Source organism: Anoxybacillus sp. P3H1B, from assembly GCF_001560855.1.
GTDB lineage: Bacteria > Bacillota > Bacilli > Bacillales > Anoxybacillaceae > Anoxybacteroides > Anoxybacteroides rupiense.
Genome location: NZ_LPUG01000024.1, coordinates 58,195 through 82,230, shown reverse-complemented (window position 1 = coordinate 82,230; position 24,036 = coordinate 58,195). Strand labels below are relative to the sequence as shown.

The 24,036-nt window shown below is 42.6% G+C and carries 26 protein-coding genes and 1 other annotated feature; of the genes, 7 read left to right on the top strand and 19 right to left on the bottom strand.

Annotated features, from left to right (window positions below):
• Positions 1–8: 8 nt before the first annotated feature.
• Positions 9–1,082: a M42 family metallopeptidase gene (locus AT864_RS14535; protein ID WP_044745893.1), complete on the bottom strand. Its 1,074-nt coding sequence runs from the start codon at positions 1,080–1,082 to the stop codon at positions 9–11.
• A 129-nt stretch (positions 1,083–1,211) separates the two neighbouring features.
• On the opposite strand from AT864_RS14535, the gene AT864_RS14530 reads away from it, so the two are divergent.
• Positions 1,212–1,511 (top strand): PepSY domain-containing protein, encoded by a 300-nt coding sequence (locus AT864_RS14530; RefSeq protein ID WP_066150131.1) that lies wholly within the window; start codon positions 1,212–1,214, stop codon positions 1,509–1,511.
• A gap of 54 nt (positions 1,512–1,565) precedes the next feature.
• Here AT864_RS14530 and AT864_RS17985 read toward each other — a convergent pair whose 3' ends face one another.
• The 3 genes from AT864_RS17985 to trmB form a co-directional block, all read right to left on the bottom strand.
• Positions 1,566–1,706 (bottom strand): hypothetical protein, encoded by a 141-nt coding sequence (locus AT864_RS17985; protein ID WP_156450547.1) that lies wholly within the window; start codon positions 1,704–1,706, stop codon positions 1,566–1,568.
• A gap of 12 nt (positions 1,707–1,718) precedes the next feature.
• Positions 1,719–2,582, bottom strand: a complete 864-nt coding sequence (locus AT864_RS14525; RefSeq protein WP_066150128.1) for an MBL fold metallo-hydrolase — start codon at positions 2,580–2,582, stop codon at positions 1,719–1,721.
• 94 nt (positions 2,583–2,676) lie between these two features.
• Positions 2,677–3,321, bottom strand: coding sequence for a tRNA (guanosine(46)-N7)-methyltransferase TrmB (trmB, locus tag AT864_RS14520; protein ID WP_066150125.1), 645 nt, complete (start codon positions 3,319–3,321; stop codon positions 2,677–2,679).
• A gap of 225 nt (positions 3,322–3,546) precedes the next feature.
• Here trmB and AT864_RS14515 point away from each other — a divergent pair, with 225 nt between their 5' ends.
• Positions 3,547–3,816, top strand: coding sequence for a YtzH-like family protein (locus AT864_RS14515; RefSeq protein ID WP_066150122.1), 270 nt, complete (start codon positions 3,547–3,549; stop codon positions 3,814–3,816).
• Here AT864_RS14515 and AT864_RS14510 read toward each other — a convergent pair.
• The 8 genes from AT864_RS14510 to pepV form a co-directional block, all read right to left on the bottom strand.
• Positions 3,809–4,588: a phosphotransferase family protein gene (locus AT864_RS14510; protein WP_066150118.1), complete on the bottom strand. Its 780-nt coding sequence runs from the start codon at positions 4,586–4,588 to the stop codon at positions 3,809–3,811. The genes AT864_RS14515 and AT864_RS14510 overlap by 8 nt on opposite strands.
• An 84-nt stretch (positions 4,589–4,672) precedes the next feature.
• Positions 4,673–6,856 (bottom strand): type I pullulanase, encoded by a 2,184-nt coding sequence (pulA, locus tag AT864_RS14505; RefSeq protein ID WP_066150116.1) that lies wholly within the window; start codon positions 6,854–6,856, stop codon positions 4,673–4,675.
• Between the two features lie 96 nt (positions 6,857–6,952).
• Complete coding sequence (locus tag AT864_RS14500; RefSeq protein WP_066150113.1) at positions 6,953–7,891, bottom strand: nuclease-related domain-containing protein; 939 nt, start codon at positions 7,889–7,891, stop codon at positions 6,953–6,955.
• A gap of 41 nt (positions 7,892–7,932) precedes the next feature.
• Positions 7,933–8,613 (bottom strand): LrgB family protein, encoded by a 681-nt coding sequence (locus tag AT864_RS14495; RefSeq protein ID WP_066150110.1) that lies wholly within the window; start codon positions 8,611–8,613, stop codon positions 7,933–7,935.
• Positions 8,613–9,014: a CidA/LrgA family protein gene (locus AT864_RS14490; RefSeq protein WP_066150107.1), complete on the bottom strand. Its 402-nt coding sequence runs from the start codon at positions 9,012–9,014 to the stop codon at positions 8,613–8,615. The genes AT864_RS14495 and AT864_RS14490 overlap by 1 nt, the downstream gene beginning before the upstream one ends.
• A gap of 15 nt (positions 9,015–9,029) precedes the next feature.
• A complete protein-coding gene (thpR, locus tag AT864_RS14485) occupies positions 9,030–9,587 on the bottom strand; it encodes an RNA 2',3'-cyclic phosphodiesterase (protein WP_066150104.1) in 558 nt (185 codons plus the stop codon).
• A 78-nt stretch (positions 9,588–9,665) separates the two neighbouring features.
• Positions 9,666–10,850 carry an MFS transporter gene (locus AT864_RS14480; RefSeq protein ID WP_066150101.1) on the bottom strand — a complete coding sequence of 395 codons (1,185 nt, stop codon included), beginning with the start codon at positions 10,848–10,850 and terminating at the stop codon, positions 9,666–9,668.
• A gap of 89 nt (positions 10,851–10,939) precedes the next feature.
• Positions 10,940–12,352: a dipeptidase PepV gene (pepV, locus tag AT864_RS14475; RefSeq protein ID WP_044745881.1), complete on the bottom strand. Its 1,413-nt coding sequence runs from the start codon at positions 12,350–12,352 to the stop codon at positions 10,940–10,942.
• 437 nt (positions 12,353–12,789) lie between these two features.
• Between pepV and AT864_RS17735 the strand changes: the two genes are divergently transcribed.
• A complete protein-coding gene (locus tag AT864_RS17735) occupies positions 12,790–13,011 on the top strand; it encodes a DeoR family transcriptional regulator (RefSeq protein ID WP_080862041.1) in 222 nt (73 codons plus the stop codon).
• A gap of 116 nt (positions 13,012–13,127) precedes the next feature.
• On the opposite strand, the gene AT864_RS14470 is transcribed toward AT864_RS17735, so the two are convergent.
• The gene (locus tag AT864_RS14470; protein WP_066150174.1) at positions 13,128–13,874 is read right to left on the bottom strand and encodes a pseudouridine synthase; all 747 of its coding nucleotides are present in this window, start codon (positions 13,872–13,874) and stop codon (positions 13,128–13,130) included.
• 116 nt (positions 13,875–13,990) lie between these two features.
• Between AT864_RS14470 and AT864_RS17730 the strand changes: the two genes are divergently transcribed.
• The gene (locus tag AT864_RS17730) at positions 13,991–14,284 is read left to right on the top strand and encodes a hypothetical protein (RefSeq protein WP_082741709.1); all 294 of its coding nucleotides are present in this window, start codon (positions 13,991–13,993) and stop codon (positions 14,282–14,284) included.
• A gap of 23 nt (positions 14,285–14,307) precedes the next feature.
• Here the strand turns inward: AT864_RS17730 and AT864_RS14460 are convergent, their stop codons facing one another.
• Positions 14,308–15,930, bottom strand: coding sequence for a polysaccharide biosynthesis protein (locus tag AT864_RS14460; RefSeq protein WP_066150099.1), 1,623 nt, complete (start codon positions 15,928–15,930; stop codon positions 14,308–14,310).
• A gap of 117 nt (positions 15,931–16,047) precedes the next feature.
• Here AT864_RS14460 and AT864_RS14455 point away from each other — a divergent pair, with 117 nt between their 5' ends.
• On the top strand, positions 16,048–17,316 hold the full coding sequence (locus AT864_RS14455) for an NAD(P)/FAD-dependent oxidoreductase (protein WP_066150096.1): 1,269 nt from the start codon (positions 16,048–16,050) through the stop codon (positions 17,314–17,316).
• 9 nt (positions 17,317–17,325) lie between these two features.
• On the opposite strand, the gene AT864_RS14450 is transcribed toward AT864_RS14455, so the two are convergent.
• Positions 17,326–17,505: a sporulation protein Cse60 gene (locus AT864_RS14450; protein WP_044745878.1), complete on the bottom strand. Its 180-nt coding sequence runs from the start codon at positions 17,503–17,505 to the stop codon at positions 17,326–17,328.
• On the bottom strand, positions 17,493–18,005 hold the full coding sequence (locus AT864_RS14445; RefSeq protein ID WP_231734665.1) for a hypothetical protein: 513 nt from the start codon (positions 18,003–18,005) through the stop codon (positions 17,493–17,495). Before AT864_RS14445 ends, AT864_RS14450 begins: the two co-directional genes overlap by 13 nt.
• A gap of 686 nt (positions 18,006–18,691) precedes the next feature.
• On the opposite strand from AT864_RS14445, the gene AT864_RS14440 reads away from it, so the two are divergent.
• Positions 18,692–19,960, top strand: coding sequence for a tetratricopeptide repeat protein (locus tag AT864_RS14440; protein ID WP_066150090.1), 1,269 nt, complete (start codon positions 18,692–18,694; stop codon positions 19,958–19,960).
• Positions 19,961–19,989: 29 nt separating this feature from the next.
• A complete protein-coding gene (locus tag AT864_RS18550; protein ID WP_255357514.1) occupies positions 19,990–20,121 on the top strand; it encodes a hypothetical protein in 132 nt (43 codons plus the stop codon).
• An 87-nt stretch (positions 20,122–20,208) separates the two neighbouring features.
• Here the strand turns inward: AT864_RS18550 and AT864_RS14435 are convergent, their stop codons facing one another.
• From AT864_RS14435 to AT864_RS14425, 3 genes are all read right to left on the bottom strand, one after another.
• The gene (locus tag AT864_RS14435; protein ID WP_066150087.1) at positions 20,209–20,514 is read right to left on the bottom strand and encodes a rhodanese-like domain-containing protein; all 306 of its coding nucleotides are present in this window, start codon (positions 20,512–20,514) and stop codon (positions 20,209–20,211) included.
• A gap of 67 nt (positions 20,515–20,581) precedes the next feature.
• Entirely contained in the window at positions 20,582–22,999 is a 2,418-nt protein-coding gene (leuS, locus tag AT864_RS14430; protein WP_066150084.1) for a leucine--tRNA ligase, read from the bottom strand.
• 75 nt (positions 23,000–23,074) lie between these two features.
• Positions 23,075–23,304: a binding site (T-box leader), on the bottom strand.
• Positions 23,305–23,404: 100 nt separating this feature from the next.
• Positions 23,405–23,980 (bottom strand): metalloregulator ArsR/SmtB family transcription factor, encoded by a 576-nt coding sequence (locus tag AT864_RS14425; RefSeq protein ID WP_066150081.1) that lies wholly within the window; start codon positions 23,978–23,980, stop codon positions 23,405–23,407.
• Between the last annotated feature and the right edge of the window lie 56 nt (positions 23,981–24,036).

Genomic DNA, 24,036 nt, shown 5'->3' with positions numbered 1-24,036 from the left:
ACTCCCCCTCAGTTTGCTTGACGAATGGACTCCACTGTCGACTGATCACATTGTTTCACTAACTCTATTAATAGCTGTTTAGCTGCGGCATAATCATCGACATGAATAATGGAAGCATGGGAATGAATATAACGAGAACAAATGCCAATAACAGCTGAAGGAATGCCGCTGTTGGCAATATGTACTCTCCCAGCATCTGTAGCTCCCGGAGAAATAAAAAACTGATACGGAATGCGATGCGTTTCAGCTGTATCGAGAACAAATTCGCGCATTCTCGGACTCATAATCATCGAACGATCATAGATGCGGACAAGCGCCCCTTTTCCGAGATGCCCAAATTCCTTTCGATCTCCTGTCATGTCATTGGCCGGGCTGGCATCCAATGCGAAAAAGATATGCGGCTGAATCATTTGGGCTGCTGTTTGTGCACCGCGCATTCCTACCTCTTCTTGCACGGTTGCCCCAGAGTACAAAACGTTAGGCAATTCCTCATTGTTTAATTCTTTTAACAGCTCAATGGCCAGCCCGCAGCCATATCGATTATCCCAAGCCTTCGCCAAAATTTTCTTCGGATTTTCCATTGGGGTAAATGGACAAATCGGCACAATTTGCTGGCCCGGCCGTATCCCCATGCGTTCCGCATCCTTCCGATCATCCGCCCCGATATCAATAAGCATATTTTTGATATCCATTGGTTTATTTCGCTGTTCCTCTCCAAGCAAATGCGGCGGAACAGATCCAATAACACCAATTACTGGCCCATGCTCTGTGATAATTTGTACCCGTTGTGCCAGCAGTACTTGGTTCCACCATCCGCCCAACGGCTGAAAACGGATCATTCCATTAGCAGTAATAGCCGTTACCATAAATCCCACTTCGTCCATATGACCAGCAACCATGACAATAGGCCCGTTTACATCGCCGCGTTTGACACCAAAAATACCGCCAAGCCGATCTTGTACGACTTCATCTGCATATTTCTGTAGTTCCTTTTTCATAAATTGCCGAACAAAACGCTCATTACCCGGTGCTCCCGGCAGTTCTGTTAATGTTTTGAACAGCTGAAGCGTTTCTACATTCATATGTTCCTAACCCCTTTTTCTTATGTCCTTTTTATTTTAGCGAACAACTCATATACTTTCCACTTTTCCCACATTTTTTTAAAAAATCAGGTATACTAAATAAAAGACCATGATTGAGGAGGGGAAAAAATGAGATGGAAAACATTTTTCGCAGGCGCCGCTGCCGGATTCGCAGCTGCTTATGCTGTCCAAGCCATGCGCGCACGCACATTCATTTCCTCAGAGAAGGCTCTCTCGTTGGCGAAAGCCGCTTTTCAACGCTCTGCTCCCATTAGTGGTTCGTGGATTCAGAGCGAACCAGAGACATACGAAAAAAACGGGCTTGTTTATAAAGTATATAAAGGCGGCATTTGCCGTGAGAATGAACAGTATGAAGTTTTCATCGACGCCTACACGGGAACCATTATTGACACATACAGACTTTCATGAAAAGAAATGAAGGACATCTCCTTTCGAGATGTCTCAGACTGTTAACAAATGCTTTTATGCTATGCCGCTGGCCTCGTTCGGCTTCGTTCCTTGTCTGTCAAGCATCTTCAAGCCATTCTGATACGAAAAAGTGGCCATCCATTGATGACAGTTAAAATAGTGGTAGACAAAGTAAACATGAACTTTGTCTACCACAGCGAATCTCTCCTATCGAGATGCCTTCTCTTTTTCACGTTCTCGCGCAACGCTCGCGATCATTTCACCTGCTTCATTCCATTTGATGGCTCGATAGTAAGCGTCATGATAAAAACTCAGCCACGCTTGTTGATCCACCGCATATGGAATCCATTTTTGCTTTTGAGCAATGGATGTCATCGGATAGTCATCGTACGCTAACACCCATAGTACGTTTTGATGAGCATGTGTCGGCATTAAATCCGCTAAGTGAACGAGCCGTTCTCCTTCAGATTCGATGTGAATGATCGAATGGCCGTCACTATGGCCTCCTGTATGGATCATTTTAATTTCTGAAACAATTTCTATTTCCTCGGCAAACGTGACCACTTGTTCAGCGATCGCTTCCCAATTTTCTTTCCAATATGTATTGCGTGAACGAATATTGGGCTCCCTCATTTCGTTCCATTCCACTTGTGATGTCACAATTTGAGCGTTTGGAAAAACGGAAGCAAACTGATTTCCTTGCCGTTTCGTTAGCCCGCAAGCATGATCAAAATGCATATGTGTCATCAAAACAAAATCGACATCATTTGGGGTCAATCCCAATTCATGAAGCGACTTCTCAATGCTTGACTCTTCCGTCACGCCAAAGTTGCGCTTCTGCTTATCCGTAAGCTTTCCATTGCCGACGCCAGAGTCGATTAAAATATTTTTGTTAGCCACTTGCAAAAGAAGCGGATCGGTCCGCAATTCAATTTGATTGTTGTCATTGCATGGATACTTTTTTGACCAGAGCGGCTTCGGAACAACCCCAAACATCGCTCCTCCATCTAAATGAGTCACCCCTCCGTTTAACCATGTAATTTGCACATTTCCCACCTTTAATCTTTCCATTTCCCATCACCTCCATTTATAGTGTAACATTTCGGTGAATTTTTCGAAAATAAAAAATAAGGCTGCCTCGATCTTTCGAAAGACAGCCTTATCATTATTTTGCCCGATACTTTACTTCACAGCGATAAATTCGATTGCCCTTGGCCGCAAACTTTTCTTCGTATTCTGTCATCATATTTCCGGAAAAATCGCTATGATGAAGGTCCAAACTGACATATGTCAGGAGCAAGCCATATTGTGAGAAGCTCATAAGGGAATACTCGAACAACCCTTGGTTGTCTGTCTTGAAATGGATTTCCCCTTCAGATACTAAGATTTGTTCATATAATTCAAGAAAGGAATGATGAGTTAACCTTCTTTTTTCATGGCGTTTTTTCGGCCAAGGATCAGAAAAGTTTAAATAAATTCGTTCTACCTCGCCATTTTCAAAAAAACTAGCCAAATCTTTGGCGTTGACATTCAACAGACGCAAATTTGGCAGATCGTTTTCGATTAATTTATCGAGAGCAGATACAATCACACTTTCATACAGCTCAATCCCAATGTAATTAATCTCTGGGTTCTCCTTAGCCATTCCTGTAATAAACTGACCTTTTCCCGTTCCAATTTCAATATGGATGGGATGATGATTTCCAAATAATTCATGCCATTTTCCTTTGTATTGCTCTGGGTTTGGAACCACATATTGCGGATAAGCAGAAATTTTCTCCTTCGCCCAAGGTTTGTTACGTAAACGCATGCCAACACCTCTGTTTTTTTATCATCGTTGTCAACAATATCATGAATACCGACCAGTGTGCAAGATCAAAAAGAAAGAGTCCGCCGATGGCGCTTGAAGCTAGATGGCGCCTTGCTTTTTCTAAATTCTGAGATCATAAAGAAAAACAGTCGCGGCAACGACTGCTTGAGAATTGTATAAAACCGAAATGATCCGCACATAGTAAGAAAAAAAGGATGAGTGCGTATGCCTTTAAACCATAACGATCAAATGACCGTATTAAAAGATATTTTATCCAATCACCAAACCGATTGCTGCGGTACGATAGCAGAATGCGAACAAATTGAAAGGCTTGTCAAATCTTTAATGGGAAATGAACAAGTCGGGTCACATGTAAAAAATGTTTTGCCTTCCATTTACCATTATGGACAAGCAGGAAAGAACAGCCCCAATCTTGATTCTCACATTTCCTCGTATCAACAGCAGTTATCGGAATGGGTGGACCAGCTTACTTAGAAATTAATATCGTTTGAAGGAAATGCAGGGATTGCTGCATTTCTTTTTCTGCGCATTTTTCTTTTTGCCAACTAAGCGTCTGCAACGTCTGTACAACTGCATACCATTTCATGCGCACACCTAAATCATCGGTCAGCTCCACTCCATAAAAGTGAAGCCATTCTTCCCATTTTTCCTCCGGAATATACCAATATAAAAGCATTCCGATATCGATGGCTGGATCGGCGATCATCGCCTCGTCCCAATCGATTAAATAAAGCTGGCCATCATCAGCAAGCAGCCAATTATTATGGTTCATATCGCAATGGCAAACTGCCCATTCATTACATCGAATCGAAGGAAGCTTCTCCTCGAGCCACGCAAACGCTTGCTTGACAAGAGGCTCGTCGCTCCATCCGGTTAACATGGATCGCAGCTGTTCCATCATCATTTGCGGCGACAGCGGTTTTTTTCCTAATCGTTTTAACATTTCCAGCAAATCTTGAGAGCGATGAATTTTCCGCAATAAATTCGCTACTTGCTCGCTTCCCATATCATGCGGTTTAAGCTCTCTCCCGTCTAGCCATTGCTGGGCTGTAATTACATCTCCGTTTTCCATTCGCTTTGTCCAGACAAGCTTCGGAACGATTCCTTCTGCGGACAAAACAGCAAGAAAGGGAGAAGAATTACGCTTCAAAAATAATTTTTTTCCATTATGTTCAGCAACATATGCATCTCCAGTAGCCCCACCAGCCGGAGTGATATCCCACTCCTTTCCCAGTAACTGTTCCAACGAAGTTCACCTTCAACTCATAAAAAATAAGAGACAGCAATCACCTGATGTTTTATTTTCAGACAATAGCTGTCTTACTAGATTTTATATGTGATTTGCTTTTTTCGTCAAGTCAGTCATTTTCGTAAGAACAAACGTACTGATTCCCTGGACTTCAATCTCTTGTTTCACGGTGTATAAAGGAGTCGTTCCGCTCGCTGTGTGATCGCACACGACATGCCATTCCTCCTCATCCGGAAGGGGTAAGCGCTCTGTTGCTTCTTGATTATGATGAATGACCAAAATATCGCTCCATGGCCCATATTCTTGCACGGATTGAAGATGATAAGCAATGATAGATGGCGGAGTCGCTTCAACCACTCGAAGATGTTTTTCAATTTCAGCAGACGTTGAAAAGCGAAATGCCCGATGAAGCTTGCGCAGTTGAATCAATCCTGCAACATACCGCACATCCTTCTCATACAGGCTTTTTTGCCCCCAATCAAGCTGGTTAATGGCATCAGGAGCATTATAGCTGTTTTCTATTCCTTGCTTCGTCCGATAAAATTCTTGGCCGCTATGCAAAAACGGAATGCCTTGCGAGAGAATAACAAAAGCGGTGGCCAGCTTTTGCCGTTTCTGCCGAATCTCTTCGCTTTCATCCGCATTGGACACGCTCATTTTATCCCAGAGCGTGTGATTATCATGTGATTCAACATAATTGACCGCTTGCGTCGGGTTCAGAAACATTCCTGCTTCTTTTTGGATTCGCACATTGCCTTGGATCGCTCGCATCGCTTGCTCACGGAAAGCCACATTTCCTAATGCAAACCCCTTTTCATGAATAGCAAAGGTACTTCCTTTGACATGATCGCGAAATCTATCATTAAAATACGCAATACAAGGCAGCTTGTCAGCGTTGTTCATCGTCGCTTTTTGCTCGGCAGGAAGAGGTGTCGGCAAATCCCATCCCTCGCCAAACAAAAGTGCGGACGGATCGAGCGCATGGACGACGGCCTCCACTTCTCTCATCGTTTCTATATCTAAAACTCCCATTAAGTCAAAACGAAATCCGTCCACCCCATACTCAGTCAGCCAAAAACGCACAGAGTCAACAATAAATTTTCGCACCATCCGCCGTTCCGATGCTATGTCATTCCCCACTCCTGTTCCATTGGAGGGCATTCCATATAAATCATGCCGAAAATAATAACCAGGGACAATTTTTTCAAACGATGACTGCTCGCGAATATAGACATGATTATAAACAGCATCCATAATCACGCGAATTCCCTGCGTCTGCAACGCACAGATCGCTTGTTTCAGCTCCTGAATCCGGGCATATGGATCAAACGGATTAGTGGCATAGCTCCCTTCAGGAGCGTTATAATGCAGCGGGTTATAGCCCCAGTTGTATTCCTTCAGTGGGTCTTTTTCATCTACTCCAGCAAAATCGTTAAATGGAAGCAGCTCTACATGCGTTACTCCTAGCTGCGCTAAATAGGAAAGGCCTGTGGTTGTATTATTTGGCCCGCTTGTTCCGAGCTCAGTAAGGCCTAAATATAACCCTTTGTGAGCCACCCCGCTATCGCCGTGAATGGTAAAATCGCGAATATGCACTTCATAAATAATCGCATCCGTCGGGGACGATAGCGGCGGCAGCGTTGGCTTCGGCACATTTGTTTTTGCTAAATCGACGACAACCCCGTGCTCTCCATTGACTGAAACAGCCATTGCATATGGATCAACAGCCTCGCGCCAAACAAGGTTCACACATACTAAAAACGTATAGTATCTTCCTTCAAGGTCTCCGGAAACTGTAGTCATCCATACCCCCTTTTCCACGCGCTGCAGCGCAATTTGCTCCTGCTTTCCTTCCACCTCATCGAGCAATTTCACCTTCACCTCCGTCGCCGTAGGAGCCCAAAGCTTAAAAGTCGTTGCTTCTGGAGTATAGGTGATACCAAGGTCATTCCCTTCGTAATAAAACTGTTCATCAAATTCTGCGGTGCGAATGACTGCCCCGATTTGCAAATCGGTAAAAGCACCATGATCATCATAAATAAGATATCTCTGCCCGATCTCGACAGCAAAATCGATCACACATTCATACTTAATACTCGTCCATAAATCTTCTCGCTTTGCCACTTGAAGCTGACATCGCTCCCCATTTGGCTTTTCGATAATAAAATTTCCGACCATTCCAGAATGATACGACTTCGGGACTAAAATCGTAATCACCGTCATCGCATCTAAATACGCTTCAAACGTTCGATGAACAGTTAACAAACTGGCACCTCCTAATATAAATAAACCAATTTTTTATTTGTTTTGAGGAGCAAGGAGGAAAAGACATCTTTCGCCGTTGAAAACTCCAACATTCCCTTAAAGCTGCTCTTCTTCTTTTTGCCACTCCCGCTCGTAATAATGGCTATAGCAGTGCTGCAATAAATGAGCGGCCGCTTTCAACTGAATGTGCTTAAGAGGAGCGGTCAATCCTCGCAATGAAGCAAACCACTGTTCGTAGCTTCGTTTATCAATGAACTGCACATCGCTCGGTGCGTAACGGTAGTCAATATAACCGGAGCGGTTTAAAACCACCTTTTTAATGGGCAATTCGATTTGATAACGCTTATATAAATCCGAAATAATTTTTTCCATTCTCCGCAGAGAAAGAAGCGGATTCAACAGCTTTTTTTCATTTTCTCCGGCAATTTCTTTCCAAAATCGTTCCGCCGAGCCAACCATGATTTCTCCTTCCGCCAACGTAATACACCATGTGGCAGTCGGGCTCAATAAAATCACATCTAATTCGACAGGAGCGTTTTTCACTAAAACTACGGGCTTATATAAACATAAATACGTATCAGGAAAGCGTTGTAGAAAATATTTAAGCGGCTCTTCATAATAAAATTTTTTCTCAATCACTGATTCGTATTTCAAAGTTGAGCTTGCCCATTTCATTTGCAATTGGAATAATGTATCGAGAAATAGCAGTTTTAGATCATCAATGGTTTTAGGCTCTGTGATAAAGACTGAGGAAATAAAATCGTCCTCAGGGGAAGGGGTTGTTTTTACTTCCTCTTCCTGTTTCCATTCCGAACTTTGGAACCATCCTTTGACTGTTTGGAAAATAGAGCGCTTCTCCTCGAGCCATTCCCACGAATCATTGTCTGAGACATTTTGGCTTGCTTCTCCACTTTCCCATTGTTCCTTCACATTCTCCCATTGCTTTTTCTTGAGACGGATGAATTCACTCGCATAGCGGTATACATCGTTTTCATATCTTGAAATATAATCTTGAAGCTTGATTAATTGTCCCACACAAGCAACCCCCGAACTCATCAGTTTCTTTTTCTATCTTTCTATAATAAAACAGAAACAAATAATGGACAAAGGAAAGCAGCTAAAATAGCACTTAATGTCATCGCAATCGAGCTTATCGCAGCTGCTTCCTTTCCGATTTCCAACGCTTTAGCCGTTCCAACACCATGAGAAGCGGAGCCAAGCGCAATTCCAACACCAAGCGGATGCGTAATTTGCAAAGCCCGCAATAGAGGCGGTCCAAATATCGCTCCGAAAATCCCGGCAATCATCACATAAACAGCGGCTAAAGCCGGAATGCCGCCAATTTCCTTTGCAATATCCATGGCGATTGGCGAAGTGACGGATTTGGGAAGCAAAGAGAACAACACCTTTTTATTCAGATGAAACAAAACCGAAAAACAAGCTCCGCTTACAATCGCGATCATGGCGCCTGCACAAACCGCCTGAAAAATAGGCCAAAATTGACGCTTCAGCGTCTGACGATGATGGTAAAGGGGAAAGGCAAGAGCGACTACAGCAGGACCAAGCAATCGCCCAATCCATTTTCCTCCTTCCATATAGGTTTGATATGAAAGCTGAAACCACAACAAAACCGCAACGAGGGTCCCTGTAGTCGTAACAATCGGCAAAAGAAGCGGTGTATAAAAGCGAACATATAATTTTTTCATGACTTCATAAACAACAAGGGTTAATAAAATAAAGCCGACAGCTCTTTCCATTATCCATTCATCCCCTTTGTCTCCTGATGAATTTCTGTTTCTTTTTCGGCTTTTTTCGCTCGCCATTGCCCGATCGCACCGCTTGCTGTCATGACCATTACCGTGCTTATCATCACAACCGCGATCGACAGCAAGCCTCTTCCCTGAAAAAGGGAGAGGTAATCCGCAATTCCAACGGTGGACGGAACAAATAAAAGCGGTAAATACGACAACAGAAACTGGGCTCCGTCACCAAGCCAGCGCTCTTTGACGACGCCTGACATCAACAGGAAAAACAACAACAGCATCCCGATGATGCTGCCCGGAATCGGCAAATGAAACCAATGCTGCAGCCACACGCCGATCCCATACAGCCCATATAAACCAGCCACTTGTACTGCTATAATCAAGGCTCGTTTCATGCTGTTCCTCCCTTTCTAATGGCTGAGCGGAAATAAAGCAATGGCTTCATATTTGGGCACTCGGTCAAGATGCGTTCGATACAAAATCACTTCTTTCACAGTAAAACAGCCTTGAACACGCTCAAAGCTTTTTAACTTCTCTAATGAAAACTCTTCCTCCCCCTGCCATTTGCGGGCAATCGTAATATGCGGAGCAAATGGGCGTGCATCTAGCGTAAAACCAATATGTTCACATGCCCCATATACATCATTTCGCAGAGCAATAAGAGCCTGTTCTTGTTCCACCGTCTGCCACAGAATGCGCGGTGCCCGAGGCTGACCGAAAATTCCAATTTCCGCAAGCGTTAACGAAAAGCGTTCATGCTGTTGCCCGATTTCGTGCAATTTTTCGCAGACCGCTTCCCCCTTTTCCGTGGGCGTCTCTCCTAAAAATGCCAAAGTTATATGGTAATCCTGCTGATGCACCCATGTGCGAAACGGGAAATGCAATTTCACGCTTTCACTCCATTTTGCCAGCTGCTCCTTTATCTTTTCTTCTAATGTAACGGCGATAAAATAATGCGTCTTGATCATCAGCTTTTACTCCCATCTACAATAACATTTGATTTTCTAGATTTTATCAAATTCTATTAGATAAAAAAAGGACATCCCTTAAGAGATATCCTTCATCCTTTTTCTGTCCCATAATGCGATGATGGCTAAAATGGCTAAACCAGCCACTGTTAATAGGCTAAAAAACCAATAAATATCACTGGCATGGCTCTTGTCTAAAATGTAGCCGCCGATCACTGTACAAAACCAGCTGCCCAGTCCATTGCTGACTGCTGAATATAGCGAAACAGCCGTCACTCGAACGCTCTCCGGTGCCGTTTCCCGTACGTATTGCAAAGCTACTGGAATAAACAAACCGACAGAAAAGCCTTGAGCAACGGTGGTCACATAAATGAGCCAAAGCGGCGGCTCAAAGAAATAAAAGAACCAACGCAACGCTGAAACAGTCGCAGCAAAGGCTAAAATCGTGATCATGCCATACCGGCGGGTCAGTTTGTCTGTCATTTTCATAAACGGGGCTTCACTTCCAGCAGCCAATAAAAAGGCAAAACCGACTCCTGTCAGCGTCCCTCCCATTTCTTCCACAAACACCCCGAAATAAAAGTTGTTTGCATAAATCGGACCGAATACGAGAAAGGCCGCCGCTAAAAACAAAACAAACTTTGGAATTTTAAACAATTGCGCCATTCCGCGTACAACGGCTGTATTCATGGAATGACCTTCACGCGGCAGCTTCCAAGCAAGACCAGCTGACAATAACAACATAAAAGTGAGTATATAAAAAATAGCAACAAGGGAGAACGTTTCCGAAAGCCAGCCGCCGACAAGCCCTGCAAAAGCAAAGCCGATGGATCCCCATAAACGTATCGATCCATAATTTCCTGATGTTTTTTGCACATAATTTAATGTAATGCTATCAGAAATCGGTACAATCGCGCTTTGGGTAAAAGCTAACAGAACAGCCATAACCACAATCCACGTATATTGATGCACCGAAGAGTACATAACGCTAAATAAAGCTGTAAGCACAAACGCTGTCGTGAGCACGGTCACTGGCTTTTTCGTATAATCGCAAATCATTCCCCAAAGCGGTTGAATAAAAATGGTCACAATCGGACTTATCGACATAATCATCCCAATTTCCGTTCCTGAAAGCTTCATTTCATTTTTTAAATAAACAGATAACAAAGGAAAGAATGCCCCAAAACCAAAAAATGTACAAAAATAAACAAGTAAAAATACGATTTTCAATGGCAATATCTCGCGCCTTGCCGAGACCTCCATACTCCCCACGTCCTTTCATTCAGAAAAAACACCGCCCAGCACGGAGCGGTTATGGTTTCTTTCTATTGTAATGCGTTTTGAAAAGCTTTTCATTTCGCAAGTTCATAAATGGCCTGAGCATAAATCGCTGTTGCCTTCAGCAAATCGTCAATGATCATGTACTCATCCTTTTGATGAGCGACATCCGGTCTTCCCGGAAAAAGCGGTCCAAACGCTACTCCCGCTTCTAGAGAACGGGCATACGTTCCACCGCCAATCGAAAGAAGCGCCGCACGTTCTCCAGTTTGCTCTTCATATACACGCTGCAGCGTTTGAACAAGCATATGGCGGCGATCGACATAATGCGGTTTGGAGTCGCTAAAATGGGTAAGAGAAAACCCGTATGGTTTTGCTGTTTGCTCAATCACTTGCTTTGTTTGTTCCAAATCGTTCGTTACCGGATAGCGCAAATTGATTCCGATCCTACCTCCCTTGCCCTCATGGTAGGAAAGAATGCCGACATTCACCGTAAGATCGCCGGTCATATCGTCAGAATAAGCAATCCCGAGCTTTTTCCCGCGAGAATCATCACGAAAGTAACGATCAAGAAATTGGACAAATGCTTTTGCTTGAGCATCAAGCGGCATATTCGCTAAAAAAGCAGCAAGCAACACTCCCGCATTCTTTCCTTGATCCGGTTCCATCGCATGGGCTGAAACTCCTTCCACCTGCAACGTTATTCCGTGCTCATGATTGATCGCTTTTCCCTTTACATGAAAGTCTGTTAGAAATTGCTGAAAACGCTGTTCCATCTCAAGAAGCAGCTTTGTTTCCGCGCGCAATTCCGCTACAGCCAAATCAGGAACCATATTATAACGTCTTCCTGCTTCTAACGATTCAAGCCGAATGCTTCCATTCTCATTGTCGGCCGCTGTGATTTGCTCCAAATTCAAATCAACAATTCCTTTTTCAGCGTAAATAATCGGAAAGTCTGCATCCGGCGCAAATCCCATTGTCGGCATTTCTTCGTGCTGAAAATAATGATCTACGCAGCGCCATTCGCTTTCCTCATCTGTCCCAATAATCATGCGCACGCGCTTATGAAGCGGCAAGCCAAGCTCCTTCACAATCTTCATCGCGTAAAACGCTGCCATCGTCGGCCCTTTATCATCAATCGCCCCGCGCGCATATATTTTTCCGTCGCGAATGTCCGCAGCAAACGGATCACTTGTCCAACCGTCGCCAGGCGGAACTACATCAACATGGCATAAAATGCCGATTAATTCATCCCCCTCTCCCATTTCTAAATGACCGGCAAATCCGTTCACATTCTTAACAAGAAATCCTTCCTTTTGTCCCTTTTTAAGCAAAAATTGCAGCGCTTCATCTACCTCCTTTCCAAAAGGTTGCGAGGCAGTCGCGCTTTTTTCATCCAACACGCTCGGTATTCTTAAAAATTCTTGTGTATCACGAATCAGTTCATCTTTTCTTTTAAGCACTTCTTCCAGCCAATTGATTTGCATATCTGCCACCTCATTTCATGGTCTCTTTTGCTAATAAAAATTAAGTAAAAAGGGGGAAAAACAAACAATAATAAACATTTGTGTCACATTATATCTTGTATATAGTAGCTTGCCCCCGACAGCAGAAAAAATGGAGCGACTTCTTTTTCATCAGCGCTCTAAGTTCTATTTCCTCATTGTATGTAGCAGAAAAAGCTTATTTTGGTTCATAAAACCATTTTTTTCAATCATAACACAATCAAGTAAAAACAAACATATTTGTTACAAACAAATGAAAAATGTTGAAATATTTTGTAAATCACAATAAATGTGTAGCATGTTTTGGTCTATTTCGTGTAAAATAGTAGTAAAAGAAAAACAACTAGATATAATCTCTCATCTTAGAAGCAGCGATGATGTTGTGCCATGCGAATTATGTAAGGATAGGGAGTGGTCTTTTGAAACCTTCTACTCATCGGATGCTAACGCGGATTAAGTCTGTTTACATGTTTATCAGCGAGAGAGGAACTGTAACAACGCAAGAGCTCGTTGATGAATTCGGCATCACTCCAAGGACAATTCAGCGTGATTTGAACGTGTTAGCATATAATGACCTAGTTCGCAGCCCAAGCAAGGGCAAATGGACGACAACCAATAAGAAGGTGAGGATGTCCTCTTAAGTCGGTCATTAGAAAAAAGGTGAGAGGTTATAAAAAAACAAAACGGTCATTAGCCTCAACATACCGTAACCATGAATGAAAGATCATGAATATAGAAAAGGAACCTTATTCAAGATTTAAAGGTTCCCTTTTTTTATTTCATGTGCTGAAACATTTTTCAGCATCTCTATTTCCTCTTCTGTTAATTCTCGATACTCCCCAAGCGCCAGCGACGGATCAAGCGCAAGCGGCCCCATTTGAATGCGTTTCAGATAAACAACGCGCTTGCCGACTGCTTGAAACATGCGTTTCACTTGATGAAATTTTCCCTCCGTAATGGTCACTTCGACATCCGAACGAGTCCCAGGTTTTAAAATTATCAATTCAGCCGGCTTGGTTTCATACCCATCATCCAAAATAACACCGCGACGAAATGCGGCAATATCCTCCTCATTGACTTCACCGTCAATAACAGCAAAATAGGTTTTTGGCACATGCTTTTTCGGAGACAACAGCTGATGAGCAAGCTGTCCGTCATTTGTTAATAAAAGCAACCCTTCTGTATCTTTATCGAGCCGTCCTACTGGAAATGGCGCAAAGATTTGATCTTCTTCTTCAAGCAAATCGACCACCGTTTCTTCCATGTCGTCTTCCGTTGCTGAAATTACTCCAGGCGGCTTATTCATCATCAAATAAACAAATTCTTTATACTCTACCTCTTCCCCCCAAACCGTAACGATTTGCGTCTCTGGATTCACCTGTGTTTTCGGATCTTTCACGATGACACCATCCATTTTTACTACGCCGGACTTCAGCAGTTTTTTTACTTCTTTGCGCGTTCCATATCCCATATTCGCTAACATTTTATCAATCCGTAAACTCAACATAAACGCTCCTTTCCTAATTTTATCAAAAGTATGAATTTAGACGTTTGCCTATTCCGCATCCTCCCATCCTTACATACAATACTTAAGAATAATAAAGAAAGGGGAATTTGCCTATGAGCAATTACTATCAATACTACTACCAGCAACAGCCATATACAGGAGGATTTCCAGACTATCCAGCGGAGGCGGACACCGGATACGACAACCGATTCCCTACTAGCCCAGCTCCAAGCGGTTTTCCAGGCGGCTTTCCAGGCGGTCATCCTGGACCTTCGGGAACGCTGGAACAACGCTTAAATCGAATGGAACGAACCATTGAGCGACAGGGCGAGCAAATTAACCGACTTAATCGCCGTCTTCAACGCGTCGAGCGTCGTCTTGGCATTCCTCCTACAGGTCAATTTTAAAAACGGAGACAAAAGAAGGCGGGTCACGAAACCGCCTTCTTTTTCCGTTGTAAAAAGGCAAAACGATTGCCAAATAAAGAGGAAATAAGCCCGAGCCGCTCGCTTAGCAAGAAATAGATCCCAGCACCAACCGCCGCACAAATGATCACAATGACCACTGATTCGACTTTTCCACCGTTATAATGGAACAGCCATTGACATAAATGAAGCATAACAACCGCTCCGATCGACATAATCGCTGTCAAAATCATGACTAAAATCGTGCGCCGAATAACGAAATTGTAACGGTATTTTGTGTATTTTTGGATAATAAATAAATTAAACACGACCGAAAGAAAATATCCAAACGTAGTAGCTAAAATCGCTCCAATGGTAGCGAACTTTGTAATGAAGAAAGTATTTAGTGAAAGCTTGACTAATAATCCAAGCGTCAAACTTATGACTGTAAAGCGCTGCTGGTTGATGCCCTGCAATACGGCAGCGGTAACAGAAAACATCGCGAATAAAATCGCCGCCGGCGCATACCAGCGAAGCACTTGCTCGCCGAGCGGATCGTAGTTGTAAAACGCCGCATACATCGGCTCTGCCAAAATGGCCATTCCGACGACCGCCGGAACCGTTAAAAACATCACCACTTGAAACGTCTGATTTAAATATTTGCGAAACGATTTCCGGTCACCGGAGATATAAGCTTTCGTAATCGTTGGAATCAATGTCAAACCAAATGATGTCGCCAGCGTCACAGGAATAATGACAAGCTTTTGCGCCCATACATTAAAAATGGAATACGCTTCTTCGGAAATTTTCGCAAGCCCGATGCTGGCCATCGCCCGGTTAAAGGTAAATTGGTCAATTAGCTGATAGAGCGGTGTCGCGAGCCCAACAAACACAAACGGAGCGGCATACATAATTAATTCTTTATACATATCTTTTAAAGAAGGATGAAGCTGTCCCCGGTCTTGTGTGAGCAATTCGGCTAAATGCTCTTTACGTTTCCACCAATACCAAATTAATATGGCAAGTCCGCCTAGAGCGCCAATAAATGCCGCAAATGTTGCCAAGCTAATCGCTGTGACAAGCGACCCATGCAAAACACGCAGCACAATGTAACAACTGGCCAACAGAAAAATAATGCGGATCAGCTGTTCCACTACCTGCGATGCAGCGGTCGGTCCCATTGACTCGTGCCCTTGGAAAAATCCGCGGATTAAACTCATCACTGGCACGATAATTAAAGCGAAGCTGACAGCGCGAATGACGGTGACAACATCAGCAACGGAATTTCCCTCTACTTGTTTATCAATCACAAATGGAGCGATCCAAGGTGCGATCGTATAAAGAATCGCACAGGCGGCAATGCCGGTGATCGTCATTAGCAATAGCCCCGAGCGAAACAGCCGATAGCCCGTGCCGTATTCCCCTAGCGCATTGTATTTTGAAACAAATTTTGAAACCGCAAGCGGCACTCCCGCTGTAGCAAGGCTGATAAAAATTTGGTACGGCACATATCCATACGAATAAAGCGCTCCACCCCGTTCTCCGACAAGCGGATAAAACGGAATGACATACACTAAACCAAGAATGCGCGACAGCATCACACCCGCTGTCAAAATAAATGTTCCACGCAGCAATTTTGAAGCTGACATAACATCCCTTCCCTAGAGTGCATCTTTTCACAACTACTGTATTTTATCACATTTGCAGGCAAGTCGAGAAATTTTCATCTCTCGACTATAATAGAAAAAGAAAGGTTGGTGAAGCAAGTGAAGTATGATGTCATTGTGATCGGAGGCGGACCATCAGGATTAATGGCAGCGATTGCGGCCGGTGAGCAAAAAGCGAACGTCCTTCTTATAGATAAAGGGGACAAGCTGGGGCGCAAGCTTGCGATTTCTGGAGGCGGACGCTGCAATGTGACCAATCGGCTGCCTGTTGAGGAAATCATCAAGCATATTCCAGGAAATGGCCGTTTTCTGTATAGCGCGTTTTCGATCTTTAACAATGAAGACATTATTCAATTTTTTGAGCGGCTTGGCGTTTTGCTGAAAGAAGAAGACCATGGCCGAATGTTTCCTGTATCAGATCATGCACAATCTGTTGTCCAAGCGCTAATCAATGAACTGGACAATCTTAAAGTACATATTCGCCTGAATACACCAGTTGCTGATGTGGAATATGAAAATGGAAAAGCGGTCGGCGTTACGTTAAAAAATGGAGAATTTATTGCCGCCAACAGCGTCGTCGTCGCCGTTGGCGGAAAATCCGTTCCTCATACGGGATCGACAGGAGACGGCTATGCATGGGCGAAAAAAGCCGGGCATACCGTAACAGAACTATTTCCGACAGAGGTGCCGATCATCTCCAATGAATCATTTATTCAAGAGCGCATATTGCAAGGACTCTCCCTGCGCGATATCGCATTGAGCGTTCTGAATCAAAAAGGAAAAACGGTTGTGACCCATCGAATGGATATGATTTTTACCCATTTTGGTATCTCCGGTCCGGCTGCGCTCCGCTGCAGCCAATTTGTCGTGAAAGAGCGAAAAAAAGCAAATGCGGTAACGATGAGTATCGATGCGCTTCCTGACGAAAACGAAGAAATGCTGTTTCAGCGCGTGGTTGCTGCCATCAAAAATGAGCCAAAAAAAGCGATCAAAAATCTCTTAAAAGGACTCCTTCCCGAACGCTATTTATTATTTTTATTAGAAAAAAACCATATAGATCCGCAAGCATCGGCAAGCACGCTCGCTCATGAAAAGATTCGCGCCTTCATCTCAAGTTGCAAGCATTTTATGTTCCATGTCCACGGCACTTTGCCAATCGAAAAAGCGTTTGTGACGGGCGGAGGTGTATCGGTAAAGGAGATCCATCCAAAAGAAATGGCATCCAAGCTAATGGAGGGACTTTATTTTTGCGGCGAAATTTTAGATATTCACGGCTACACGGGTGGATATAACATTACAGCCGCCCTTGTCACCGGACGGCTTGCGGGAATGAACGCGGCAAAACATGCTTTACTACATCGGGCTTAGCCATTTTCGCTAGGCCCGATAAATGACCATCGCTGAAAAGCAGTAAATCTGCTCTCCCTCTGACTCCATTAGAGCCACATCATATTTAATGTCGATAAGCTGTCCTTCTTTTAATCCTGATAAAAATTGATTGACGGATATTTCTAAATCTTTTTCATGCTCTTCATCAAATAATTTTACTTTGTACATTTTGCTTCGATCATCTCCCTTAGTCCTTTTTCATTTAGCCCTTTCTGGCAAAATTGAAAGGAAATCCATTTCAACCGCTTTGTGCGGTCAATGATCTGGCCAAGATGATAGGAGGTGTGTTCCACTACATGATACATCCGATGCATATCGACTCGCTGATCCCATTCCAGCCGTTTTTCCACCTCCACTCGCCATTCATTGAATATTTCTTGCACATATTCGCATAATTCCCCGGAAGTCCAGTGACCATTTGGAAAATATTCTTCCATTCCATTAGAAAATTGGACCGTTGGATTCGAAAGTTGCAACGCGTTTCTGTGAATATGCTCACAAATATGCAAAATGATTCCGCCAATCGAATGGCTTTCTTCCGTTTCGCAACACCATATTTCGTTTTCGTCCAAGCATTGAATAGCCGCCAGCAGCTTCGGCAAATAATGATCGCACATTCGATGAAGCGAAATATGCAGAAATAGCGGCAAGCTACGTTCTAGGCCCATTTTCATTCTCCTTTCTATCTAATCAACTTGCTTCTTACACGCGATCACTGCAAATGTATTGTTTATTTCCTTAAAGATATCGATTTTCCTCTTTTTGCTTCGGAAGAATCAAACGACAATATTTTGCTTTTTTTCACTACTGAATTAAAATATTGATAAAATATTTTCTTAACAAGTTTTTTTCACTCATTTTTCATCTTTTTTTAATATCGAACAAACCACGAACATCCGTAAATCGAATAGACGAATTTATTTTCCACGATTATTAACAATCCATGAAACTGCTATTTAACTGCTATTTTTCTGATTCAAGACCAAATGAAAAAATAGCGGACTGCATTTTTTAGTTTGATTTGAATATTAATATGATTAGGAATATAATGGTGACTAAGCGAAGGAGTTTTTTCATTTTTTGAAATTGCTTAACAACCTAACATTTTCTCAATATAGCTAATCCACTCCATGTATAAACACCATTGAAAGGACCTATTTTTACAAGCTAGAAAATCTGTTCTTTTTCGACTAAAAGCGGCAACATCTATGACTATCATCTTATTTTTTAGGACATAAACATGAAATGTGCGTTATATGGCCATGTTGAGAAAATGCTGTCGAAAAGACCTAGCTATTAAAAGAGGATTGCCTTTATTTTCTCAATATAAAAAAAGGGGGGTAGGCATTGATTTATGTACATTTTGGGAGATAATATAGATATAGACATCGGGATGATTATCGCGATTAATCGTCAACAAAAAGGCATGACACAAGAAGAGCTATCCAAAGGGATATGTTCCGTTCCGTACTTAAGCAAAATTGAAAACAACAAAATCACTGCCAATGAAGAAATTATTGTGCTGTTATTGTCGAGATTAGGTCTCAGCTACGACAACATCGTTTCTGAGCAAAAGCAATTAAACGAGGATATTTTGGCGTGGTACCAGGCGATTATCGATCGCGACACAAGCCAAGCAGATCAATATGCCCATTCTTTGTCTGAAAAAATCGAATTTATCGAAAATATCAATCTCGTTATTCATTACAAGCTCACGTTATTGCGTTACCATCTTTATAAAAACCAGCTATCCTCCGCCTTAGAATTGATCGATTATTTCACCAAGATTAAAGGAAAGCTGACAAACGGGCAGTTGCTTTATTTCTATTGCTTTTACGGCATTTATTTATGCATGAATCAGCAATATGAAGAAGGAATCCAAAAATTCGAAATGGCCAAAAGCATTAGCGATAAAATGCGCTATACTGAGCCTGAACTGATCTATTATCTGGCATTAACTTATAGCTATCTATATCGTCCATCTCTGGCTCTGATATATGGTCATCAAGCCTTAAATTTATTCAATTCAATTTCTCAATATTTACGTAGCATTGATTGTCAATTAATAATTGGGATCAACTATGTCAGAATTAAAGAATTTAATCAAGCTGAGCAGCATTTTCAAAATATTTTAAGCATTGCTCGCTCTTTAAAGCTAGAAAACACTATTTCGAAAGTATATCACAATCTAGGTCATCTATATTCTGCTAAAAAAGAATCTCAAAAAGCAATTGACTTTTATTTGAAATCTCTTTCTTTAAAAAAAGACAGTATAGAATACTTAAGAACAGCTTATTTTTTAGCAAAAGAGTATGTTCTGTGCAAAAATATGTCAGCTGCCAGCTCTTTGATCTCAGAATGCCTAGAAAGATTTGATTTTACCCAATACACTGATGATTTTATATTAAAGTTATATATGTTACAGCACGAAATAAACAGCGATGAGGAAACGTTAAAAAACTTTATTGAAGAAACTATTCTTCCTCATTTCGAGGCCAAAAAAGATATATCATTTCTTATTGAATGTTATGAAAAACTCGCTGGTATCTATTCTAAAAAATTTTATTATAAAAAGAGCAGTTATTACTATCAATTATCAATCCAACAAAGAAAAAAATTATAATATAAAATCTTTTTAAGGAGGAGTTAATAATGAAAAAATTATTAGGTGTTGTATTATTCACGATTTTAGGATTGAGCTTAATTACGCCTTTTGAAGATCATCCAGGTTATATTAAAGGCACAGGCGGCTATACGATCAACGAAGACCATCCAGGTTATTAATTTCCTTCAACCTTTTAAAACTTTCAGCGACATTTTTTAGGCTGATGTCATCAACTGACATCAGCCTCTTTTTTTGGTTGCGGCATTTTATTCTACTTCTCCCTCCCATGCCAGCATGCCGCCGACCATATTGCAAACGCTGTAGCCCAGTTCCTGAAGGTAGTGGCAAACATTTTCGCTGCGCACCCCAGAACGGCAAATAAAAATGTACTCCTCTTCCTTATTGAATTCTTCTAGACGATGTGGAATCTCGCCCATTTTGATATGTTTCGCTCCCGGAATCATGCCGTACGCTACTTCTTCGTCTTCACGCACATCGATTAAATTTAATTTTTCCCCTTTTTCCAGCCTTTGCTTGAGTTCCTCTGCTGTTATTTCTTTCATTTCTTCCATTTCTTTTTCTCCTTTCTTTTTAAAGCAAGTCCCTCACTCTTTCAGGCTGTGAGGGACTTGCTTTTGATTAATTGGCCACAATATTGACTAGTTTACCTGGAACGGCAATCACCTTACGTATCGTTTTTCCGTCGAGCTGTTCTTTCACTTTTGCGTCCTCTAAGGCGATTTGCTCCATTTGTTCTTTTGAAGCATCCGCTGGAACATGGAGCTTCGCGCGCACTTTGCCGTTCACCTGTACGACGATTTCTATCTCATCTTCGACTAATTTTGTTTCATCATATACAGGCCACGCTTCATATGCAATCGTATTTGTATGGCCAAGCTTTTCCCATAGCTCTTCGGCAATATGCGGACACACTGGAGATAACAATTTCACAAACCCTTCCATATACGCTTTTGGTAGAACAGGGGCTTTATACGCTTCGTTAATAAAGACCATTAATTGGGAAATCGCCGTATTGAAACGAATGGCCTCGTAGTCCTCAGTGACTTTCTTCACTGTCTGATGGTATACTCGCTCAAGCGTATCCCCTTCTGCCTGATCGACGATTTTCGGATTGAGCTCGCCATTTTCCTCAACAAATAATCGCCATACACGATCCAAGAAGCGACGGGCACCATCCAGACCTTTTGTCGACCAAGCGATCGATGCTTCGAGCGGCCCCATAAACATTTCATATAAACGCAATGTATCGGCCCCGTGGCTTTCGATAATATCGTCTGGATTGACGACATTTCCTTTTGATTTACTCATTTTTTCGTTATTTTCGCCAAGAATCATTCCTTGGTTAAAGAGCTTTTGGAATGGCTCTTTTGTCGGCACCACGCCGATATCATATAAAAATTTATGCCAAAAACGCGCATATAGTAAGTGCAGCACCGCATGCTCAGCTCCGCCGATATAAATGTCGACCGGCAGCCATTTTTGCAATTTTTCAGGATCAGCCAGCTGCTCGCTGTTGTGCGGATCAATGTAGCGCAGGTAATACCAGCAGCTTCCTGCCCATTGCGGCATTGTATTCGTTTCGCGGCGGCCTTTTTTTCCTGTTTGTGGGTCAACGACATTGACCCAATCCTCGATATTCGCAAGCGGCGATTCGCCTGTTCCTGACGGTTTAATTTCAGTTGTTTTCGGAAGCATCAGCGGAAGCTCTTCCTCCGGCACTGGCGTCATCGTACCATCTTCCCAATGGATGATCGGAATGGGTTCGCCCCAATAACGCTGGCGGCTAAAAAGCCAGTCGCGAAGGCGATAGGATACTTTCTTCTCGCCTTTTCCGTTTTCTTCAAGCCATTCAATCATTTTCTTAATGGCTTCTTCTTTATTTAAACCGTTTAAAAAGCCGGAGTTCATATGCTCGCCATCGCCTGTATACGCTTCTTTTGTCACATCGCCGCCCGCGACGACTTCCTTAATCGGTAAGTTGAATTTTTTCGCAAATTCATAGTCGCGTTCATCATGTGCTGGCACCGCCATAATCGCGCCTGTGCCGTAGCTCATTAACACATAATCAGCAATCCAGATTGGCAATTTTTCTCCATTTACTGGATTGACCGCATAAGCGCCTGTAAATACACCTGTTTTTTCTTTCGCTAAATCCGTGCGCTCAAGATCGCTTTTGCTTTGAATTTGCTGCAAATAGGCTTCTACTGCTTCTTTTTGCTCAGGTGTCGTAATTTGGGCTACGAGCGGATGCTCAGGAGCAAGCACCGCATACGTTGCGCCAAACAATGTATCCGGACGCGTGGTAAATACGGTAAATGTCTCGTCATGTCCGTCGACGGCAAAATGGACATTGGCTCCTTCTGAACGGCCAATCCAGTTGCGCTGCATTTCTTTAATGCTTTCTGGCCAATCCAGTTCCTCCAAATCCTCAAGCAAGCGATCTGCATAAGCTGTAATGCGAAGCATCCATTGCTTCATCGGCTTGCGGATTACCGGATGCCCACCACGTTCGCTTTTTCCATCAATAACCTCTTCATTCGCCAAAACCGTTCCAAGCGCCGGGCACCAATTGACAGGCACTTCATCAATGTAGGCTAAGCCTTTTTCATAAAGCTTTAAAAAAATCCATTGTGTCCATTTGTAATAATTTGGATCAGTTGTATTGACTTCGCGATCCCAATCATAAGAAAATCCTAGCGATTTAATTTGCCGGCGGAAGTTATTAATATTTTGTTCCGTAAACTTGGCCGGATCGTTTCCAGTATCTAACGCATATTGTTCAGCTGGCAAGCCAAACGCATCCCATCCCATTGGATGAAGCACGTTATATCCTTGCATGCGCTTCATTCGCGCTAAAATATCAGTCGCTGTGTATCCTTCTGGATGCCCGACATGAAGGCCGGCTCCCGAAGGGTAAGGAAACATATCAAGCGCATAAAATTTTTTCTTTCCTTCCTCTTCGCTCGTCTTAAATGTTTTGTTTTCTTCCCAATATTTTTTCCATTTTTTCTCAATGTCAAGATGATTAAAGCTCATGTCACGTCCTCCCATCTTTCTGTTTCTATTTCCAAAGTGTTAACAAAAAAGAAAATAAAAAACCCCTCGCCCTTCACAAGGGACGAGAGATTGAACTTCCCGCGGTACCACCCTGTTTAGCGCACAAAAAACGTGCGCCCACTCGATTCCTTAACGCAGATTCACGGCGAACATTATTAGGCAAAACAGCCGTTCATATTCGCAACTCAAAGGCGAGTTCATGAACAAACTTCGGTTGACTTGCACCATCCGTCAACTCTCTGCATTCCGTATTGCTCACTACTAATCCTTTTCACTGTTATTTGACAATATTTTATTATAATCATTATTTTAAGAAATTTATCGGCTTGTTGCAAGTAAAGGAAAAAAATAAATGAGGCCCATCCTCTACCCCTCTTTTTCCTGTTATTCCTTTGCCCACATTTCTTCCGGATTTAGCTCATAAATGCCATTTTCGCGATACATATAGTTGTGAATAATAAATTCGCGGCGAATCGTCGCATAGTCATCATGAAATTTTTTAATATACTCATTTAACTGCTTTTCTTCATATTTCTCTCCTTTTTTCAGGCCTTTTAGCATGTGCTCCAGTACGATCAGTTTCTTTTTGCGTTGAGCTGGAAGATGCTTCAGCCGTCCTTCGCACGTGAAGAAATGGTCAATAACCTTTTGCCGTTCTGCCGCTTCTTTTCTATCTTTTTCCTTCTCCGCTTGCTCCGTTAAATCCGTTAACGCTGCTGCGTAATGATCAATCACTGGCTTATTTAAATAAAAATAAATGGTATTGCCGTCGCGCCGTTGATAAACGACATTCACTTCTCTTAGTTTATGCAAATGATGGGTAATGGTCGGGGGAGTCAAGCCAAGTTTTCCTGCGATTGCCTGTCCATGCAATGGCCCCTCAGCAAGCAGCTTTATCATGCGCAAGCGCGTGGGATCGCCTATCGTTTTAAAAAAGCTCACTAACCGGCTTAATTGCATCGGTTACGCCTCCTTTTCATCTGTCACCCTTAAAATTCGATACAAATCTAATTAGA

Coding starts and splice junctions, on each gene's coding strand:
- AT864_RS14535 (WP_044745893.1), bottom strand. CDS start 1,082: ATGAATGTAGAAACGCTTCAGCTGTTCAAAACATTAACAGAACTGCCG.
- AT864_RS14530 (WP_066150131.1), top strand. CDS start 1,212: ATGAGATGGAAAACATTTTTCGCAGGCGCCGCTGCCGGATTCGCAGCT.
- AT864_RS14525 (WP_066150128.1), bottom strand. CDS start 2,582: ATGGAAAGATTAAAGGTGGGAAATGTGCAAATTACATGGTTAAACGGA.
- trmB (WP_066150125.1), bottom strand. CDS start 3,321: ATGCGTTTACGTAACAAACCTTGGGCGAAGGAGAAAATTTCTGCTTAT.
- AT864_RS14515 (WP_066150122.1), top strand. CDS start 3,547: ATGCCTTTAAACCATAACGATCAAATGACCGTATTAAAAGATATTTTA.
- AT864_RS14495 (WP_066150110.1), bottom strand. CDS start 8,613: ATGGAAAGAGCTGTCGGCTTTATTTTATTAACCCTTGTTGTTTATGAA.
- AT864_RS14490 (WP_066150107.1), bottom strand. CDS start 9,014: ATGAAACGAGCCTTGATTATAGCAGTACAAGTGGCTGGTTTATATGGG.
- thpR (WP_066150104.1), bottom strand. CDS start 9,587: ATGATCAAGACGCATTATTTTATCGCCGTTACATTAGAAGAAAAGATA.
- AT864_RS14480 (WP_066150101.1), bottom strand. CDS start 10,850: ATGGAGGTCTCGGCAAGGCGCGAGATATTGCCATTGAAAATCGTATTT.
- pepV (WP_044745881.1), bottom strand. CDS start 12,352: ATGCAAATCAATTGGCTGGAAGAAGTGCTTAAAAGAAAAGATGAACTG.
- AT864_RS17730 (WP_082741709.1), top strand. CDS start 13,991: ATGAGCAATTACTATCAATACTACTACCAGCAACAGCCATATACAGGA.
- AT864_RS14460 (WP_066150099.1), bottom strand. CDS start 15,930: ATGTCAGCTTCAAAATTGCTGCGTGGAACATTTATTTTGACAGCGGGT.
- AT864_RS14450 (WP_044745878.1), bottom strand. CDS start 17,505: ATGTACAAAGTAAAATTATTTGATGAAGAGCATGAAAAAGATTTAGAA.
- AT864_RS14445 (WP_231734665.1), bottom strand. CDS start 18,005: ATGGGCCTAGAACGTAGCTTGCCGCTATTTCTGCATATTTCGCTTCAT.
- AT864_RS14440 (WP_066150090.1), top strand. CDS start 18,692: ATGTACATTTTGGGAGATAATATAGATATAGACATCGGGATGATTATC.
- AT864_RS18550 (WP_255357514.1), top strand. CDS start 19,990: ATGAAAAAATTATTAGGTGTTGTATTATTCACGATTTTAGGATTGAGC.
- AT864_RS14435 (WP_066150087.1), bottom strand. CDS start 20,514: ATGGAAGAAATGAAAGAAATAACAGCAGAGGAACTCAAGCAAAGGCTG.
- leuS (WP_066150084.1), bottom strand. CDS start 22,999: ATGAGCTTTAATCATCTTGACATTGAGAAAAAATGGAAAAAATATTGG.
- AT864_RS14425 (WP_066150081.1), bottom strand. CDS start 23,980: ATGCAATTAAGCCGGTTAGTGAGCTTTTTTAAAACGATAGGCGATCCC.